Source organism: Actinophytocola sp. (assembly GCF_009379765.1).
Classification (GTDB): Bacteria; Actinomycetota; Actinomycetes; order Mycobacteriales; family Pseudonocardiaceae; genus Actinophytocola.
This window is the reverse complement of record NZ_WHTD01000053.1, coordinates 1-15,273: the sequence shown is the minus strand read 5'-3', so window position 1 is coordinate 15,273 and position 15,273 is coordinate 1. Positions and strand designations below refer to the sequence as shown.

The 15,273-nt window shown below is 71.5% G+C and carries 16 protein-coding genes and 1 pseudogene; 2 read left to right on the top strand and 15 right to left on the bottom strand.

Going from position 1 to position 15,273, the window contains the following annotated elements; all coding sequences use genetic code 11:
- The first annotated feature begins 1 nt into the window (after position 1).
- Positions 2-1,261: an MFS transporter gene (locus GEV28_RS17830; protein ID WP_291413207.1), complete on the top strand. Its 1,260-nt coding sequence runs from the start codon at positions 2-4 to the stop codon at positions 1,259-1,261.
- Here GEV28_RS17830 and GEV28_RS17825 read toward each other — a convergent pair.
- The gene (locus tag GEV28_RS17825; protein ID WP_291413206.1) at positions 1,255-1,617 is read right to left on the bottom strand and encodes a maleylpyruvate isomerase N-terminal domain-containing protein; all 363 of its coding nucleotides are present in this window, start codon (positions 1,615-1,617) and stop codon (positions 1,255-1,257) included. The two genes, GEV28_RS17830 and GEV28_RS17825, sit on opposite strands and share 7 nt — an antisense overlap.
- 58 nt (positions 1,618-1,675) lie before the next feature.
- On the opposite strand from GEV28_RS17825, the gene GEV28_RS17820 reads away from it, so the two are divergent.
- Positions 1,676-2,365 (top strand): SGNH/GDSL hydrolase family protein, encoded by a 690-nt coding sequence (locus tag GEV28_RS17820; RefSeq protein WP_291413205.1) that lies wholly within the window; start codon positions 1,676-1,678, stop codon positions 2,363-2,365.
- 151 nt (positions 2,366-2,516) lie between these two features.
- Here the strand turns inward: GEV28_RS17820 and GEV28_RS17815 are convergent, their stop codons facing one another.
- The 14 genes and pseudogenes from GEV28_RS17815 to GEV28_RS17750 all read right to left on the bottom strand — a co-directional run.
- Positions 2,517-3,860: a hypothetical protein gene (locus GEV28_RS17815; protein WP_291413204.1), complete on the bottom strand. Its 1,344-nt coding sequence runs from the start codon at positions 3,858-3,860 to the stop codon at positions 2,517-2,519.
- 2 nt (positions 3,861-3,862) lie between these two features.
- Positions 3,863-4,834: a transketolase C-terminal domain-containing protein gene (locus tag GEV28_RS17810; protein WP_291413203.1), complete on the bottom strand. Its 972-nt coding sequence runs from the start codon at positions 4,832-4,834 to the stop codon at positions 3,863-3,865.
- Positions 4,834-5,832, bottom strand: coding sequence for a thiamine pyrophosphate-dependent dehydrogenase E1 component subunit alpha (locus tag GEV28_RS17805; RefSeq protein ID WP_291413202.1), 999 nt, complete (start codon positions 5,830-5,832; stop codon positions 4,834-4,836). Before GEV28_RS17805 ends, GEV28_RS17810 begins: the two co-directional genes overlap by 1 nt.
- Entirely contained in the window at positions 5,829-7,235 is a 1,407-nt protein-coding gene (locus tag GEV28_RS17800) for a condensation domain-containing protein (RefSeq protein WP_291413201.1), read from the bottom strand. Before GEV28_RS17800 ends, GEV28_RS17805 begins: the two co-directional genes overlap by 4 nt.
- Before the next feature lie 93 nt (positions 7,236-7,328).
- On the bottom strand, positions 7,329-7,508 hold the full coding sequence (locus GEV28_RS17795) for a hypothetical protein (RefSeq protein WP_291413200.1): 180 nt from the start codon (positions 7,506-7,508) through the stop codon (positions 7,329-7,331).
- A 198-nt stretch (positions 7,509-7,706) separates the two neighbouring features.
- Entirely contained in the window at positions 7,707-8,642 is a 936-nt protein-coding gene (locus GEV28_RS17790) for a hypothetical protein (protein WP_291413199.1), read from the bottom strand.
- A 4-nt stretch (positions 8,643-8,646) separates the two neighbouring features.
- A complete protein-coding gene (locus GEV28_RS17785; RefSeq protein ID WP_291413198.1) occupies positions 8,647-8,925 on the bottom strand; it encodes an acyl carrier protein in 279 nt (92 codons plus the stop codon).
- Between the two features lie 14 nt (positions 8,926-8,939).
- Positions 8,940-9,875 carry a 3-oxoacyl-[acyl-carrier-protein] synthase III C-terminal domain-containing protein gene (locus GEV28_RS17780; protein ID WP_291413197.1) on the bottom strand — a complete coding sequence of 312 codons (936 nt, stop codon included), beginning with the start codon at positions 9,873-9,875 and terminating at the stop codon, positions 8,940-8,942.
- The gene (locus GEV28_RS17775; RefSeq protein WP_291413196.1) at positions 9,872-11,134 is read right to left on the bottom strand and encodes a cytochrome P450; all 1,263 of its coding nucleotides are present in this window, start codon (positions 11,132-11,134) and stop codon (positions 9,872-9,874) included. Before GEV28_RS17775 ends, GEV28_RS17780 begins: the two co-directional genes overlap by 4 nt.
- A gap of 17 nt (positions 11,135-11,151) precedes the next feature.
- Positions 11,152-12,174 carry a methyltransferase gene (locus GEV28_RS17770; RefSeq protein WP_291413195.1) on the bottom strand — a complete coding sequence of 341 codons (1,023 nt, stop codon included), beginning with the start codon at positions 12,172-12,174 and terminating at the stop codon, positions 11,152-11,154.
- Between the two features lie 25 nt (positions 12,175-12,199).
- On the bottom strand, positions 12,200-12,997 hold the full coding sequence (locus GEV28_RS17765; protein ID WP_291413194.1) for a DUF3050 domain-containing protein: 798 nt from the start codon (positions 12,995-12,997) through the stop codon (positions 12,200-12,202).
- A gap of 54 nt (positions 12,998-13,051) precedes the next feature.
- Positions 13,052-13,960, bottom strand: coding sequence for a phytanoyl-CoA dioxygenase family protein (locus GEV28_RS17760; protein WP_291413193.1), 909 nt, complete (start codon positions 13,958-13,960; stop codon positions 13,052-13,054).
- 31 nt (positions 13,961-13,991) lie between these two features.
- Positions 13,992-15,056 carry a 4-hydroxyphenylpyruvate dioxygenase gene (gene hppD, locus GEV28_RS17755; protein ID WP_291413192.1) on the bottom strand — a complete coding sequence of 355 codons (1,065 nt, stop codon included), beginning with the start codon at positions 15,054-15,056 and terminating at the stop codon, positions 13,992-13,994.
- Positions 15,057-15,061: 5 nt separating this feature from the next.
- Positions 15,062-15,273: pseudogene (locus tag GEV28_RS17750) on the bottom strand (beta-ketoacyl synthase); the annotation flags it as partial.

Here is a 15,273-nt window from a genome sequence, read left to right as displayed (position 1 = left end):
GGTGAACGCGCGCGGGCGGTTCGTCGCGCTGTTCGTCGCCGACGTCATCTCGGTGCTCGGCAGCCGGGTCTCGATGCTCGCGATCCCGTGGCTCGTGCTGGTCACCACCGGCAGCGCGACCAAGATGGGGCTGGTCGCCGGTGCGGAGATGCTGCCCTACGTCGTGTCGGGGGTGCTGGCCGCGCCGCTCGCGGACCGGTTCGGCATCCGCCGCACCACGATCGTCACCGACGCCGCCAGCGCGCTGGCCATGGCCGGCATCGCCGCCGCGCCCCAGCTGGGCTTCGGCTGGCTGCTCGTGCTGGTCGCGATCGCCGGCGCGACCCGAGGGCTCGGCGACCGGGTCAAGCACGTGATGCTCCGCCCGCTCGCGGAGGAGGCCGGGATCAAGGTGATCCGGGTGACCTCGGCCTACGAGGGCTTCTCGCGCACCGCGATGCTGCTCGGCAGCGCGGCCGGCGGCCTGCTCATCGCGTGGGTCGGCCCGCTGGGCGCGATCTGGGTGGACGCCGCGTCGTTCGCGGTCTGCGCCTTCGTTGTCGCCACCCTCGTGACGCTGCCCGAGGACGCGTTCCCCAAGCAGGCCCCGGAAACCCGGGAGTCCTATGTGGTCGCTCTGCGGGGCGGGTTCCGGATCCTGTGGAACGACCGGCTGCTGCCCAGCATGATCGTGATGCTGTTCGCGCTCAACATGTTCAACCAGGCGAGCATCGCGGTGTTCATCCCGATCTGGGTGGCGGAGGTGATCCACTCACCGGAGGCGCTCGGTCTGCTGCTCGGCACGTTCGCCGCGGGCGCGGTGCTCGGCAGCATCGTGTTCACCGCGATCGCGCCGAAGCTGCCGATGTACCAGACGTTCATGCTCGGCGCGCTGCTCGGCGGCGCGCCCCGGCTGCTCGTCCTCGGGCTCACCCACGAGCTGGTGCTGGTGTGCACGGTCGCGTTCCTGTCCGGGCTCGCGATGGCCGCGGTCAACCCGGTGATCGGCGCGATGCTCTACGAGCGGGTGCCACCCGAGCTGCAGACCAGGGCGTTCGGCGTGTGCACGGCGATCACGTTCACCGGCATCCCGATCGGCGGCGTGCTCGGCGGGCTCGCCGTCGCCGGGTTCGGCCTCAACCCGGCGATCCTCGTCGCGGGGACGTTGTGCCTGGTCATGACCGCGGCGCCGTGGCTGTGGTCGCGGTCGCGCCGGCCGGTCACCGAGCGGGAGGCGGAGCAGGAGCCCGAGCCCGCCGCACAGGTGAGTGACGCTCAGTGAGGCCAGGCCGGGGACCGGCCGAGGAGACCCGGCATCCGGTCGGCCGCCGGCGCGCCGGCGGGCACCTCGACGCGGAAGCCGAACGCGGCGTCCGGACCCCAGATCGCCGGCGAGTCGGGCGGCCAGCTCTCGCCGATCGGGTCGACCACGTCCACGCCGTCCCAGACGCCGGCGACCGGGGCCTCGCCGAGCGCCGCGGCGGCGAACCCGTTGTTGTTGCCCACCATGTGGCGCAGCAGGTCACCCAGCGTCCAGCCGGTGCACGGCGTCGGCGCGTCGAGCTGGTCGACCCGCACCTGCCCGACGATCCCGGTGGTGACCGCGAGCACGCGGCGGTCGAGCTCCCGCAAGTCCATGAATGACACCGTATTCCCGACCTTCGACGGGGTCGAACCTGGGTTATCGTCTCTCACCATGTCCACCTTCGCCGAGTCGCAAGACCCACACTGCCTCCGCGAGGGGGAAAGCGCGCGGCTGCTCGCCGGGCACCCGTGGCGCCGGTTCGTGGTGCTCGGCGACAGTGTCGCGGAAGGACTCGCCGAGCCCGTCGCCGGCTACAGCGAGCTGCAGCTGGCCGACCGGATCGCCGCGGAGCTCTCGACCGCGGGCCCGAAGCTCGCGTACCTCAACCTCGGCCACCGCGGGCTTCGGGCGCGGGAGGTCCGCGAGCGGCAGCTCCGGCCGGCCCTGGACTTCCGGCCCGACCTCGCGCTGGTCGTCTGCGGCGGCAACGACGCCTTCCCGGCGACCTACCGGCCCGCCGAGGTCGACACCGAGCTGACCGCGATGGTCACCGCGCTGCGGGACGCGGGTGCGGACGTGATCACCGTGGGGCTCTACAACGTCTCCTACAGCCCGGCCATCGCCGAGTGGCTGCGTCCCGGCCTGCGCAAGCGGATGCAGACGCTGTCCGAGCACACCGCCGCGGTGGCCGCCGAGCTCGGCACGCTGCACATGAACCTCACCGCGCATCCCGCGGTGACCGACCCGAACCTGTACAGCAGCGACGGCCGGCACGGCAACGCACGCAGCGACGCGATCGCGGTCTGCGAGGCGGTCCGGATGCTCGGCGCACACCTCCTCACCGCCCGCCGCGCCGGCTAGCCGGTCCGCCTCCCCGGGATTCACAGTGTTGGTTGCGTTCCGGCGAACGGTGCGGATCTTCGGTGGTTGGTGGTTGGGTTGCGTCACGGTCCCCTGAGGTTGCGTTGGTCGGCACGAGGGCTTTGCGCCAAGCCCCGGGAGGCGGACCAGTCTATTCAACTAATAGCAAGCCGCTGGTCAGGGCGCCCTGGCCGAGGTTCACGACCGAGCCCGCGGCGGAGTCGGGCACCGCGAACCGCATGTAGGCACCGGCCGGACGGCGGCCGAACAGGTAGGGCGCGACGCAGTAGGGCACCGCCTCCTGCCGGACCTCGCCGGTCTCGATCTCGACGAAGTGCATGGCGAGCCGGTCGGCCAGGACATACTCCTGGACGATGTGCCCACCCGCCTCGACGGCCGAGTCGAGTGCGTCGCGCCAGCGCTGCGCGGTGGCCTCCCGGCCGACCACGACCCCAGCACCGCCGGAGGTCCCGGTGGGCTTGAGGACGAGGTCCCGCTGACGCGCCACCGCGCGGCCGATGCCGGCGGCGTCCAGCAGGTCGGTGCGCGGCAGGTGTCGGCGCACCACCTCGACGTCCACTGTGGACAGTCGCCCGATGTCCTGCCACAGCCAGGCGAAGATCGCCTTGTTGCCGAGCAGCCACGTCGCCGAGGAGGTGAACATCCGCACCGTCCCGGTGCGCAGCGCGGTGGCCAGCGCGTCGTAGCCCGCGCCGTGCGGCACCTCCTGCGGGATGAACATGCGCAGCACCGACTCGAGCACGACGTCACCGGCACACAGCCGGCCGTCGCCGTTCAGCGTCAGCCACTCCAGCGGGCGCACCACGACGTCCAGCCCCGCCTCCCGGCCGCGGTCGCGGACCGGTTCCAGCAGCTTGATGAGCGTGTGGCCGTCCTGGGTGTCCGGGTAGTCGCTGCCCATGTGGAACAGCACCACCGAGGTCGCGCCGTCGGGCAGGTCGAGCTGCTCGCGCATGGCCTCGAACCGGGTGTCCACAGCGGACTCCGGGGCCCGGAGCCGGACCGACTCGGGGACGCCGTGCTCGCGGTAGGCGGCGAGGAACCGGCGGGCGATCCCGTCCGAGTCGTACGCGCCACCCAGCGCGCTGTCGATGTTGCACTCGACGAACTTCGGCACCCCGTCCGAGATGAGCACGTCCGGCCGCACGGCCACGAGCAGCTCCTCGGTGAGCGGCTCGGTCTCGTCGAGGAACTCGATCTGTCCTTCCGGGACACCCAGCAGCCCGCGCAGCTCCCCCACGGTCGACGCGCGGCGCAGGCACGCGTCCAGGATCAGCTTGGCCAGCCGCTCGGTGAGGCCGGTGATCTCGCCGTACTGCTCGGGGGTCATCACCGGCGGCCGAAGCGGCCGCCACTTCTTGTTCTTGGTGGCGACGCCCTCGTAGATCCCCGCCCAGGTCTGCTTTCCGCACGCGACCATGGCGGACCGAACGTCGTCGGCCAGCTCTTCCCAGGCGCCCGAAACCACGGACATGGTCACCTCTCCTTGACTGTGCGGTTGATGGCGGCCACGAGCTGTTCGCGGCTCGGTTGCACCGCCCGGTCGAGCTCGAGGGAGAACGGCAGCACCGCGCCGTCCGGACGGGTCACCCGCACCGGCGGCGCGGACAGGCGCACCCGCTCGGTCATCGTCGCGATGACCTCGCCGGCGATGCCGCACGAGCGGTTGGAGTCGTCGGTCACCACCAGCCGCCCGGTCCTGCGCACCGACTCGGTGAGACCGTCCCAGTCGAACGGGTAGAGCGTGCGCGGGTCGAACACCTCCACCGACACCGTGTCGGCGAGGTCCTCGGCCACCGCGAGCGCGTCGTGCACGAGGTGCCCGACCGCGACGACGGTGACGTCGGTGCCGCGCCGGTGCACCCGGCCCACGCCCAGCGGGACGGGCGCGAGCGTGGCGAAGTCCACGTCCTCGCGGACGCCGAGCGCGCCGGCCGGGGCGAACACCACGACCGGGTCGGCGTCCTCGATGGACGACCGGAGGAGACCGTAGGCGTCGGTCGGCGTGGCCGGCACGACCGTCTTCACCCCGACGTGCGCGAAGAGGCTGTACGGGTGGTCGGAGTGCTGGCCGGCCCAGCCGGTGCGCGACCCGGACCCCGGCACGACGTAGGTGACCGGCACGCCGCACTGGCCGCCGGTCATCAGCGAGAACTTGTGCGCGTGGTTGGTGATCTGCTCGAAGGACAGGAACAGCAGCGCGGGGATCTGGAACTCGATCACCGGCCGCATCCCGGCGAGCGCCGCGCCGGTGGCGAAGCTGGTGAACCCCTGCTCGGACAGCGGGGTGTCGATCACCCGGTCCGGCCCGAACCGCTTGGCGAGGCCCGTCGTCACGTTCGACGCGGCGACCCGGACGTCCTCACCGAGCACGAAGACGGTGTCGTCGGCGGCCAGCGCGTCGGCCAGCGCCCGGTTGAGCGCCTTCTGGTAGGAGAGCCACGGCATCAGACATCACTCCCCCGCCGCGGGCTCAACCCGCTCGCGTACAAGTGATCCAGCGCGGTCAGCGGATCCGGGAAGGCACTCTCCAGCGCGAACGCGACCGCCTGAGCGATGACCGCGTCGACCTCGCCGTCGATCCGCGCCCGGTCGGCGGCGTCGAGTCGCGCGCCCTGGATGGCCACCGGGTCCCGGGACCGGATCCGCTCGAGCTCCTCGTCGGACCGGTAGCGCAGCCGCACCTTGTGCTCGAAGGTGTGGTGTGCGTCGAACCGCTGGGTCCGGCACTCGATGAAGCTCGGCCCGTCACCCGCCCTGGCCCTGGCCACCGCGGTCCGCGCCTCGGCGAGCACCGCCTCCGGATCCTGACCGTCCACAGTGGAGGCAGGGATGCCGAACGCCTCGGCCCGGCCGGTGATGGTGCCGGCCACCGCGTCGTCGACCCGCATCGTGGTGGCGTAACCGTTGTTCTCGCACACGAACACCACCGGCACCCCCCACAGCGCGGCCAGGTTGAACGCCTCGAGCAGCATGCCCTCGTTGACCGCGCCGTCGCCGAAGAAGTTGACCGCGACGGTCGGCTTGCCCAGCCGCCGCCGGGCCCACGCCGCGCCGGTGGCGATCGCACCCGCCGCGCCGACGATCGCGTTGGCGCCGAAGACGCCGATGCCGAAGTCCGCGGCGTGCATCGAGCCGCCCCGGCCCTGGTTGAGCCCGGTGACCCGGCCGGTGAGCTCGGCGAGCATCCGCGCCGGGTCCGCGCCCTTGGCCAGCACGTGCCCGTGGCCGCGGTGGGTGCTCGTGATGATGTCGTCGGGCCCGAGCGCCGCGCACACCCCTGCGGCCACCGCCTCCTGCCCGAGGTAGGGGTGGATGCCGCCGACGATGTCGCCGGAGTGGACCAGCTCGACGGCCCGCTCCTCGAACCGCCGGATGAGCCGGACCGTCCGATAGAGACCAGCTGTGTTGATGGTTCGCTCCGCTCCCGCGCTTGCCCCGCTCACCGGAGCACACCCGCGGTCACCGGCCGGGTGATCCGGGTCGGCGCGCCTGGGTCGAGCGCCGCCTGCACGGCCGCCTCCTCGATGTTGCGGGCGATCCGCTCCATCTCCGCGCGGGAGAAGTACCGCGTGTCCACCGACAGCACCAGCTCGACCGCCCCGGGTGGGTCGTCGACGCTCAGGTAGAGCGTGTACCGCGGGATACTGACCTGCTGTTTCCAGGAGACCTCGCCGCGCGCGAGCGCGGCCCGGACGTCGTCCTCCGTCGGCGGTGCCACGCCGAGGTGCATCCGGTCGCGCTGCCGCCGGTCGTTGTAGTAGCAGGACAGGTCGACCGCCTCGCCGCGCTCCCGCTCGACCCGCTCGATCAACTCGACCTGCTCGTAGGCGTCGTAGTAGGCGTTCTTGAACGTGTTGATCGCCTTGGCCGCGGCATGGGAGACGACCTCGCCCACGGTGGTCTCGGCGACGTCGACCAGGAACGGGCTGACCTTGATCAACGCGCTGACCGAGTCGGCGACCCCTGGGCGGAACCGGTTGCTCACCAACATCATCGCGAGCACCGGGTTGACGCCGGTGAACCTGGCGAGGCCGACGGCGAAGCAGGCCAGCAGCACGGCCGAGTCGTCGACCTTCTCCCGGACCGCCACCGCCTGGATCGCCAGGCGGATCGCGGGCGAGCGGTAGCGAAGCATCTCGTACCGCGGCTCGCCGCCGTGGGGTGGCTCGCCGAATCGGCTGGCCGCAACGGTGCGCAACACCCGCTCCAGGTGTCGCAGCGACATCTCGTTCTGCCGCCGGCCGGCCGCCGTGGCCTCCCGGGCGGCCTGGTCGAGCGGCGTCAACGCGGTCACGGGTCCGGCAGGCGCGCCCGTCCGCGGGTCCCGGGCGCCGATGTCGGCCGCCAGCGCACTCAGCCCGAACGCGTCGATCGAGGTGTGCAGGATGACGGTGACCACATGAGTGACCACGCCGCCGGCGAGAACCGCGGCCATGCGGACCGGCCATTCCGTGTCGTAGGCGAAGGGAACGGCCTCCCAGTGCGCCGAGACGGCCTCGGCGACCTCCGCCGGGTCGTCGGCTCCGGCGGCCACGACGACGAGAGCGACCTCGCCGGAGCTCGACACCCGCTGGCGCGGTGGCCTGCCGGCCCGAAGCAGCAGGTGGGTACGCAGCGCCTGGTGCCTGCCCACCATGAACCCCAGCATGTCGGCGACGTCGCCGACGGTCGTGCCCGGCTCGACCTCGGCGACGTAGGCGACCGTCTTCGACTCGCCCGACTCCTCGATCGCCTGCCAGAGACCGAGCTGGCCGAACGCCAGCTCACCCTCCCCGGCCCCGTCGCCCTCGAACGCGACGAGCACCCGGTCCACGACCTCTCCGCGCGGCAGGTCAGAACGTCGCATCTGCCGGCACCTCGCATTCAGGACGCACCCGCTCGCGCGTCATGCCCTGAACGCGTCGTTCAGGGCATGGGGGGCGCCGGACATGGCTCCCGCTCATTGGACCACGCCCGCGGTCACCGGACGGGTGATCCGGGTCGGCGCCTCCGGCTCGACCGCCGCCTGCACGGCCGCCTCCTCGATGTTGCGGGCGATCCGCTCCATCTCCGCGCGGGAGAAGTAGCGCAGGACGTCGAACCCCTGGTATTCGCATCGCCCAACCCTTCCCGTGCACACCGGCGACGGTCGACTGGCAGGATGAGAGGCGTGCGGGGACGGGTGATGCGTCCCCGCACGCCCGCGGTCCCCAAGAGCCGGCGACCGCGTCTAGACATCAGTTGTCTCGCTCCGTGAGCGACTGGTTCAGGCCTTCTCCGCCGTGCTGGCTACACCTCCTTCCGTTCCGGTGTCCGGTCAGGTCGATCAGTCACTGGTTCAGGGCTTCTCCAGGATCATGGTGGCCACACCTCCTCCCATGTCGGCACCCGTGGTCGGGCTGGCGCCGACCGTTCTGGGGCCGAGCGCGACGGCCGCCACGCTCAGATAGCCGAGCGCCGGGTCGTGGTCGGCGAGCACCGCGAGCCGGTCGGGTTGGTCCCCGGCGCACAGGCGCGACCACACGCCGGTGTAGGGCAGGCCGGCGGGCGCGCGGAGCACCTCTGCCACGGCCGTCCCCGGCTCGACCGGCACTCCGTCGCCCACCACGAGCGTCACGTCGCTCCGCCCGCCGCTCAGCTCGATGATGTCCGCCGCGAGCAGCGCGCCGGCCGCCTCGGCGGACACGCCGGTGTGCTGGCGCACGAGTGCGGCGGGCGCGTCCGCGGCGCTCTCCAGCAGCAGTGCCACCGCCGCGTGCCGGTCCGGCACCGGGGCGGGTGTCGCGAGCGGGTAGTGCACCGCGGTCTGCTCGGCCACCAGCAGCAGCGCCCGAACGCACGCACCCGGTGCCGGGTAGTCGGCGATCAGGCGCAGCGCGGTGAACGCGGCGGCCGGGCCCTGGTCGCAGACCGCGAACGCGAGCGGGCGCCCGGGGCAGCGGTCGCTCAGGTGCAGCGCGACGTTGCGGCCGGGCTGCACGTCGTGCACCCCGTAGGCGAGCACCAGCAGGTCCACCGGTTCCTCCGCCGTGGTGACGGCCTCGACCAGCGGGCGCCCCAGCTCGGCGTAGGCCTGACCGGCGCCCGCGTCGAACACCTCCTCTCGCAGGACCAGGCCGTGCGGGCCGGCGAGGTCGGCGAGGTAGGGCCGCAGGGTCGGGTGGGTGGCCAGCGCGGAGTCGCCGTCGAAGGTGCGGTGTTCGACGCGACGCAGCCACATCCCACGGCCGCTGGGCGAGATCCCGTCGCCGCTCGGCGAGCCGGTCCGGACCATCGGGTCACTCGCCTCTGTCCGCGTGCGCGACGACGAAGTCCGACAGCGAACCGACCGACGCGAGGTCCCCGCGCTCGATGTCCTCCATGTCGACCTGGATCTCGAGGTCCTCCTCCACCACGAGCAGCAGCTCCAGCGTCTTCGACGAGCTGAGCCCGAGCTCGTCGAACAACCTCGTCTGCTCCGACACGTCCGGCAGGTCGCGGCCGAGTATCCGGCCCAGGAGGACTCCCAGGCTGTCGACGACCCGCTTGCGCAGCTCGGTGACGTCCGCGTGCTCCATGATCGAGACCGTCCCTAGTGTTCGAAGATCATCGCCGAGAAGACCGCGCCGAACCCGGCCGCGGCCACGAGGTACCTGCCGCCGGGCTCGAGCCGGCGCTGCTCGCGTGCCGTCGCGTAGTTGATGAAGGTGTCCGCCGACGGCGTGTGCCCCACCAACGCCACGTTGTCCAGCAGCACCCGGTCGACCGGGATGCCGAGCCTGTGGCAGATCCGCCGCCACGACACGACGTTCACGTTGTGCGGCAGGATCAGCCCGATCTCGTCGAGGGTCAGGTCGGCCCGCTTGACCGCGGCGAGGATCACCTCGCTCAGCAGCTCGGTGTAGTCCTGCGCGAACCGGTCCATCGCCGCCAGGCCGTCCGGCCCCCAGTGGTCGAGGTCGCCGCGCTGACCGACCACATAGGACAGCAGGCGGTCGCGCGGGCCATCGGCGGACACCAGGCAGGCGCCCGCGGCCTCGCCGAACACCCGGTGGTCGGCGGCCAGCCGCTCGTCCTGGGTGAACACCTGCTCGCCGGCGAGCACCAGAGCGAGCGCGCCCGGCTCGCCGTCGCGGGCGAGCATCCGCCCGGCGATGTCGATGGCGAGCAGGCCCGAGGCACACGCGTGGTGGGTCACCGCGAACGCGGCGGCACCGTCGAGCCCGAGCCGCTCGCGCAGCTCGTGCACGGGGTTCACCGGGTACGGCGTCACCACCGGCACGCCGCGGGCGTGCAGCACGTACCGCACCAGGTGCTCGCGCCCGCGCAGCGTCGGTAGCGCCCGCGCGGCGCCCTCCAGCAGGTCGACCAGCGTCTCCCCCGGCCGCTGCCGGCGCACCTCGGACAGCCCGTTGAACCGGCGCAGCACCCGCACCTGGGTGGGGGTGAGCCCCAGCTCGGCGCCGAGGTCGTCGACCGACACGCGCAGCTCGGGGAGGTGCGCGGCCACCGCGTCCAGCGTGGTCATGACAGCCGCACCGGGAGCGTCTCGTAGCCGCGCAGCATCAGGGTGGTCCGCGGCCCCGGCTCACCGGCGAGCGCGAGGTCCGGGAAGCGGCGCAGCAGCATCGGCAGCGCGAACTGACCCTCCATCTTGGACAGCACGGCGCCGAGACAGTAGTGCGGACCCGCGCCGAACGACAGCGGCTGGCCCTGGTCGCGACCGGGATCGAACGCGTCGGGGTCGGGGAAGCGGGCCGGGTCGCGGTTGGCCGCGCCGAGCAGGACGAGCACCCGGCTGTCCCGCGCCACCGGCACGCCGGCGACCTCGGTGTCCTCGGCGGCCCAGCGGATCGAGAAGTGCGTCGGCGGCTCGTGGCGCAGGACCTCCTGCACGAAGCCGGCCGCTCGCGCCGGGTCGGCGAGCACTCGTTGCGTCTCCTCGGGCCGGTCGAGCAGCAGCGTGAGCCCGTTGCCGATGAGGTGGGTGGTGGTGACGAAGCCGCCGTTGTACATCGTGAGCAGGTTCGCGACCAGCTCGTCGTCGTGCAGCTCCGCGTCGGTGGGCACGATCGCGCCTGTGTTTGATGATGCGCTCGCAAGCTCGCTGATGAGGTCGTCGCGCGGCTCGGCCCGGCGCGCGGCGACGAGGTCGCGGAAGTACCCGGTGAGGTCCTCGGCGGCGGCGTCGGCCGCCTGCTGGAACCGCCACACACCGACGCCGAGGTCGAGGATCGCGCCGAACGCGCGGACCCGCTGGGGGAACCAGTCGCGGTCGGCCTCGGGCACGCCGAGGAGCTCCCCCACGACGTCGCTGGGGACCGGCAGCGCGAACTCGGCCAGCACGTCGACCGGGGCGCCGCCCGTGCCCAGCTCGGCGAGCCGGTCGAGGCGCCGCTCGATGATCCGCACGATCGCGGGTTCGAGCGCCGCGACCCGCCGGGCGCTGAACGCCTGGCTGAACAGCCGCCGCACCCGGGTGTGGTCGCCACCCTCGGTGAAGAAGATCGACTTGACCAGGACCTGGAGCGCGGCGTGCGCCCGCCAGCGCCGGGTGCCGCGGCGGTCGGGGTAGTCGCCGGTCATCACGTGCAGGGCCGGGTCGCGCAGCGCCTGGTGCACCGCGTCGTAGCCGTGCACCACGACGTCGAACCGGTCGGCCGGGTCGGTGAGCAGGCCCACCGGGCCGCGGGCGTGGAGGTCGGCGTAGAACGGGTTCGGGTCCCGCCTGCCCTCCTTGGAGAGCAGCGGGCCGAGCGACACGGGTCCACTGTGTACTTGGTTCATCACTGCTCCTCTCGGACTCAGACGGGGGTGGCGACCAGGGCGCTGTCGGCGCCGGGGCCGGCGCCCCGGTGCACGGTGTGCAGGGAGAACCCGGAGTTCTCCAGGAGCTTGCGGTAGTCCTCCTCGGTCCGGTCGTGGCCCTCGAGCAGGACGAGCATCAGCAGGTCGACCATCCCGGAAGCCGCGTCCGGGTCGCTGTCCTCCTCGGGCAGCAGCTGCTCGAACACGACCAGCCGGGACTCCGGACCCATCGCCTCGCGGACCCGGCGCAGGATCAGCTGGGCCTTCTCGTCGGCCCAGTTGTGCAGCACCCTGGCCAGCACGTAGGCGTCGCCGCCGGGTGGCACGCCGTCGAAGAAGCTGCCCTCGACGAGCTCCGCCCGGCCGGCGAGACCCGCGTCGGTGAGCGTGGTCCTGGCCTGGCGGACGGCCTCCGGCAGCTCGAGAAGCACCCCGCGCATCCCCGCGTGCGCGGTGAGCACCTCGGTGAGCAGCCCGCCGCTTCCCCCGCCGACGTCCACCAGCGTGCCGACGTCGGAGAAGTCGGGCGCCGGCAGCGACGTCGGCACCTGGTTCGCGTTCATCGCCTCGGCGAAGGTGGCGGCGACGCCCCGGTTGCCGTTCAGGTAGCTGTAGAACGGCTCGCCGTAGATCATGTCGAAGGCGGGCTCCCCGGTCCGCATCGTGTGCAGGATGTCCGCGAAGGACCGGAAGACCTCCTCCCCGTCCAGCACCGCCATCTGCCGCAACGAGAACGGCACGTCCGACCGGAGACACTCGGTGACCGAGGTCAGCGCGTAGGTCTGCGGAGCCGTCCGCCGGAACAGGCCGATCGACGCCATGCCGCGCAACAACCGGTGCAGCGCATCGGGATCGGCACCGCACGCCTCGGCGAGGTCGTCCACCCTGCGCGGGCCGTCGGCCAGCAGGTCCGGCACGCCGAGCTTCGCCACGGCGTAGCAGCACTGCGCGACCCAGCTGCTCGACAGGATGCCGAGCAGCTTGCGCCGGGCGAACCCGCTCGCTACCGATGTGTCCACTGTGGTGTCCACCGCGTGGCCGTCGTCAGCCGTCGGACCGATTCTTGATGACCGTGAGAATGCTGTCCCACAGCTGGGCGCGCGCGGCGAGCGCGGTGTTGACCGTGTCGGCGCACTCCTGCCACTTCTGCTCGTCGTCCCCACACAGGTCGGTGACCATCTGCATGGCCATGGGGGTGTGCTGCTCGCCGTCGACCTCGATGTGGCGCTCGAGGTAGTCGATGAACGTGCCGAGCTTCTTGCTCCGCTCGTTGATGGAGACCACCTGGGTGAACATGTCCGGGATCAGGTCCTCCCGGCCGAACGCGAACGCCGCGGCCTGGCAGTGCACCGGGGCGTTCTCGATGATGTCCCAGGTGGTCCCGGCGAAGTTGACCGACGGTGCCGGCACGCCGGCCCCGACCAGCGCGTCCCGCACCTTCGCGCCGCCGCGCAGCAGGTCGATGAGCGTGTCGATGGCCGTGGTGTCCGCGCCTGCCTCGCGCATGCCGCTGACGTAGAGCTCGAAGTGGCTGATGAAGCCGTCGCCGAGCTCGTCGGACTCCTCGACCATCACGATGTCGTTGATGAGCCGGCGGCTTCCCGTCGGCCCGGTGGGGATCCACGGCACGGTGACGCAGGTCAGGTCGCGCTGCAGCGACGTGAGCAGCGACATGAAGTCCCACACCGCGAAGACGTGGTGCTCCATGAAGGTGACGATCGCGTCGTGGGTGTCCAGACCGGCGTAGAGCGGGTGCTGGACGACGCGGTCCCGGGCTTCGGTGACGGCTTTCTCCAGCCGCTCGATCCCCGGATGCGTCTGTCCCCAGTCATATCTCGACAATGTGTTTCTCCTTCGCGAGACGTTTGCGCAGGGCGCGGCCGCAGCAGTACGTGCTCAGTCGCGCCAGAGAACGGGGCAGTAATCCGGGTCGGCGTAGTCCGGGCGGCCGTCCGGAGTTTTCCGGACAAGGCTGTCGTGATTGTAGAACGCGCGGCTCCCGTCCGACAATGGGAACTCCCGGAATTCGTTGGCGCCGTCCTGCAGGTGCAACGAGACCGCGCGCCGGGGCCGACTGCTGACGTTGGCGCCGCTGCCGTGGTAGGTCCGGCAGTGGTGGAAGCTCATGTGCCCCTTGGGAATCACCATCGGTACCTTGGTGACCTCGACACCGTTGTGCGCCGCGTTCGTCGACAGCATCTGTTCGAGCTGGGACTTGTCGCGTTCGGCGAAATGGCGCGTGGTGCTGTCCTCGTTACCGATCTCGGCCCACCGGTTACTGCCGTCCACGTGGGTGATCGTGCCCATTTCCTCGGCGCAGTCGTGAAATGGGATGAATGCGGTCAACATGTTCTCGGACGAGGACGACGACCAATAATGCTTGTCGAAATGCCACGGCACGACGTTCGACGGCTCGCCGGAGATCGGCGGCTTGAAGATGAGCGTCGACTGGAACACCCGGATCTCCGCCGCCCCGGCCAGCCGCGCGGCGACCGCACCGATGATCGGCTTGAGCAGGAGCTTGGCCAGCGCGTCGCTCTCGTAGTGGACGTAGTCGTTGTGCCGCTGCACGTCGCCGTCGGCCGGCGCCCAGTAGGCCAGCCGCGGCGGGCGCACCGGCAGCCTGCGCGACCGCTCACCCGCGTAGTACCGCTCGCTCGCCGCGACCAGCTCGTCCACCTCGGCGTCGGTGAACAGCTTCTTGGTCAGGTACCAGCCGTGCTCGGCGTAGAAGCGCACGTCCTCGTCCGTGGGCAGCAGCGCCTTGTCCTGCTCGGACAGCGAGAACTGTTCTGTCGTGGTCACTGGAGTCCTCCCGCTCGGGTCTCGACGGTCCTCACGCGATGCCCGAGAGCTCGCGGTTCTTCGCCTCGTACAAGGCCTTGATGTTGCCGCTGCCGAAGGTGAGCGCGCCCCGGCGCTCGATGATCTCCAGGAAGAGCGTCCTGCGGACGTGCATCGACTCGGTGAAGATCTGCAGCAGCTGGCCCCAGTGGTCGCGGTCGACGAGCACGCCGACCTCCCGCAGCTCGGCGACCGGCACGGCCAGGTCGGCGACCCGCTCGGCCAGCGTGTCGTAGTAGGTCGGCGGTGTGCTCGCGAACCGCACGCCGCGCCCGGCCAGCGCGCGCACCGCGTCGGTGATGCCGTCGGCGGTGAACGCGACGTGCTGGACACCGGCGCCGCCGTGCCACTGGACGAAGTCGTCGATCTGGCCGCGCTGGCGGGCGGTGTCCGGCTCGATCAGGGTGAGCGTGACGAGCTTCGAGTCGCTCTGCACGACCTTCGAGTACATGCCCTGCTCGCCGACCTCGATGTACTCCTCGAAGATCTGGGAGAAGCCGAACACGTCCTCGTAGTAGGAGACCGTCGGCGACAGCGTCCTGGTCGGCACGCACACCGCGAAGTGGTCGATGTTCAGCAGCTCGCCGCCCGCGCCGGTGTCCACCTCCGACATCCGGAACACGCCGGGCAGGAACTCCGCCCGCGGACCCTCGCGCTCCACCAGGCGGTGGGTGACGTCGGCGAAGCCGGACACCTCCGCGGTCGCCACCGTCGCGTCGCCTTCGGCGTACTTGGCCGGCGCCGACACCGACGCCGCGCCGCGCCGCACGAGCTCCTCGTAGGCCGTCTCGACGTCGTCGACCTCCAGCGCGATCACCGCGACGCCGTCGCCGTGCTTGCGGGTGAACTCGGCGGCCGGGTGGTCGGCGACCAGCGGCGAGGTGAGGACCATCCGGATGTCACCCTGACCGAGCAGGATCGAGCGTTGGCCCTTCAGGCCGGTCTCCGGGCCGCCCTGGCCATGGACCTGGAAACCGAACGCGGTGCAGTAGTAGAACGCGGCCTGGCGTGCGTCCCCGACGTACAGCTCGATGTGATCTATCCCTGAAAGTTTCATCAGTCCTAACCGTTCCGCTTCTTCCCTGTACTTGCGCCGCTCAGCACGAGGCTCACGTTCTGGCCCCCGAAGCCGAAGGAGTTCGTCAACGCGTGCTCGATCTCTGTCTCGAGTGGCGTGGCACGGATGTGGGTGGCTGGGCAGGCCGGATCGACCTCGTCCAGGTTGTACGTTGGCGGCAGCACGCCACGGGCGACGGCGAGCGCGCTGGCGGCGG

What these genes read in the sequence shown, in the direction of transcription:
- GEV28_RS17825 (WP_291413206.1), bottom strand. Translation starts at nt 1,617, where the DNA reads ATGGACTTGCGGGAGCTCGACCGCCGCGTGCTCGCGGTCACCACCGGG.
- GEV28_RS17820 (WP_291413205.1), top strand. Translation starts at nt 1,676, where the DNA reads ATGTCCACCTTCGCCGAGTCGCAAGACCCACACTGCCTCCGCGAGGGG.
- GEV28_RS17815 (WP_291413204.1), bottom strand. Translation starts at nt 3,860, where the DNA reads ATGTCCGTGGTTTCGGGCGCCTGGGAAGAGCTGGCCGACGACGTTCGG.
- GEV28_RS17810 (WP_291413203.1), bottom strand. Translation starts at nt 4,834, where the DNA reads ATGCCGTGGCTCTCCTACCAGAAGGCGCTCAACCGGGCGCTGGCCGAC.
- GEV28_RS17800 (WP_291413201.1), bottom strand. Translation starts at nt 7,235, where the DNA reads ATGCGACGTTCTGACCTGCCGCGCGGAGAGGTCGTGGACCGGGTGCTC.
- GEV28_RS17790 (WP_291413199.1), bottom strand. Translation starts at nt 8,642, where the DNA reads ATGGTCCGGACCGGCTCGCCGAGCGGCGACGGGATCTCGCCCAGCGGC.
- GEV28_RS17785 (WP_291413198.1), bottom strand. Translation starts at nt 8,925, where the DNA reads ATGGAGCACGCGGACGTCACCGAGCTGCGCAAGCGGGTCGTCGACAGC.
- GEV28_RS17780 (WP_291413197.1), bottom strand. Translation starts at nt 9,875, where the DNA reads ATGACCACGCTGGACGCGGTGGCCGCGCACCTCCCCGAGCTGCGCGTG.
- GEV28_RS17775 (WP_291413196.1), bottom strand. Translation starts at nt 11,134, where the DNA reads ATGAACCAAGTACACAGTGGACCCGTGTCGCTCGGCCCGCTGCTCTCC.
- hppD (WP_291413192.1), bottom strand. Translation starts at nt 15,056, where the DNA reads ATGAAACTTTCAGGGATAGATCACATCGAGCTGTACGTCGGGGACGCA.